This window comes from Afipia sp. GW823-FHT06G09, assembly GCF_058794875.1.
Map to the genome: position 1 here is coordinate 1 of NZ_JBXAHF010000009.1, position 1,600 is coordinate 1,600.

A 1,600-nucleotide genomic window follows, 5' to 3' on the forward strand; every position below is an offset into this window, starting at 1 on the left:
CCGTCCGGCGTCATCGGCCTCAAGCCACTCCAGAATGTGGAGCAAGACAGGTCTCCACCATTCGGGAACAGATCCCTCAGAGAACGATCAAGTGGCGCACGCCGATCCGGCGGCAAATTCACCTTATAACTGCCGACTTCAGCGGTGCCTCCGACACGAATGCGATCCCCAAGCCGCGTGATCGCAACCTTGTAGGTCTCATCCATCACCGTTGACTGCGGCGCCGACGCGTCGTCAATAATCGGCACAGTGATCGAATAGCCCTTAACTGGATAAACCGGAATATCGATGTTCAGCGGACGCAACAGCAACGGCGAGAAACTGCCGAGCGCCATTACGTATTTGTCAGCTGCGAATATTCCTTTGTCTGTCGAGACATGGATTAAACGCCTGCCGTCGACATCAATCGACTTGATCGTCGTATCATAAACAAACCGAACGCCGAGGCCGACGGCGATCTTTTCGAGACGCTCGGTAAACATCTGGCAATCGCCGGTCTCATCGTCAGGCAGACGCAGACCACCAACAAAAGTGCTTCGTACTGCGGCCAGTCCCGGCTCCGCATGCACACACCCGTCACGATCCAGCACCTCAAAGGGCACGTTGTACTGACGCAGAACCTCGACATCGCCGCCAATGCTGTCGAGTTGCGACTGCTTTCGAAATAACTGAAGTGTGCCTTGGCTGCGCTCATCATAGGTAATGCCGATATCGGCGCGCAGTGCACGCAAACAATCACGGCTGTATTCGGCGATGCTAACCATGCGCGACTTGTTGACGGCGTAACGCGCCGACGTACAGTTGCGGAGCATCTGGAGCATCCAGCGCCACATCGCAGGATCAGCCTGCGGCCGTACTACGAGCGGACCATAACGATCAAGTATCCACCGCACCGCTTTCACCGGAACACCGGGACCAGCCCACGGCGATGCATAGCCTGGCGACACCTCGCCGGCATTAGCAAAACTAGTCTCCAAAGCAGGACCCGGCTGACGGTCGATCACCGTCACTTCGAAACCCGCCTTTGCGAGATAATAGGATGTCGTCACGCCGATAACGCCGGCGCCCATGACCAGAACCTTCATGCCTGCAATTCTCCGACAAGTTCGGCCCGCGATACCTCGGCAGCGCCTACATAATTTCGTTCATACCGATGACCCAGTCCTGTCAGGACTTCGTAGCCGATGGTGCCCATCGCTGCGGCGAGATCGTCGACTGACTGATGATTGCCGATTACTTCAACTCGCGAACCAGCCCCAAGGCGATCAGGCGAAAGTTCGCTAACATCGACCGTGATGCTGTCCATTGACACGCGTCCGGCAATCGGCAGCGGGTGGCCTTCGAAATGGACCACACCGCCTTTGCCGAGCGCACGATGCAGACCATCTCCATATCCGATGGACAATGTCGCCAATCTCGTCGCCCCGCCGGAGCGATAATCCCAGCCGTAGCCAACATGGTCGCCCTTGTCGGCTTCCCGGACCTGAATAACCACTGCCGAAAGCCGAACTGCTGCACGCATGGGATTGTTACGTGCAGGAACCGGGTTGACCCCATAAAGCGCGGCTCCGGGCCGCACAACGTCATAATGAAAATCCTT

At 57.2% G+C, this 1,600-nt stretch carries 2 protein-coding genes; both read right to left on the reverse strand.

Annotated features, from left to right (window positions below; genetic code table 11):
- Positions 1 to 1,085, reverse strand: a 1,085-nt coding sequence (locus AC1Q67_RS25405; RefSeq protein ID WP_492238095.1) for a D-amino acid dehydrogenase, incomplete at its 3' end; no start/stop codon positions are given.
- A partial coding sequence (locus AC1Q67_RS25410; protein WP_492238096.1) for an alanine racemase occupies positions 1,082 to 1,600 on the reverse strand: 519 nt, incomplete at its 5' end. The genes AC1Q67_RS25405 and AC1Q67_RS25410, both read right to left, overlap by 4 nt.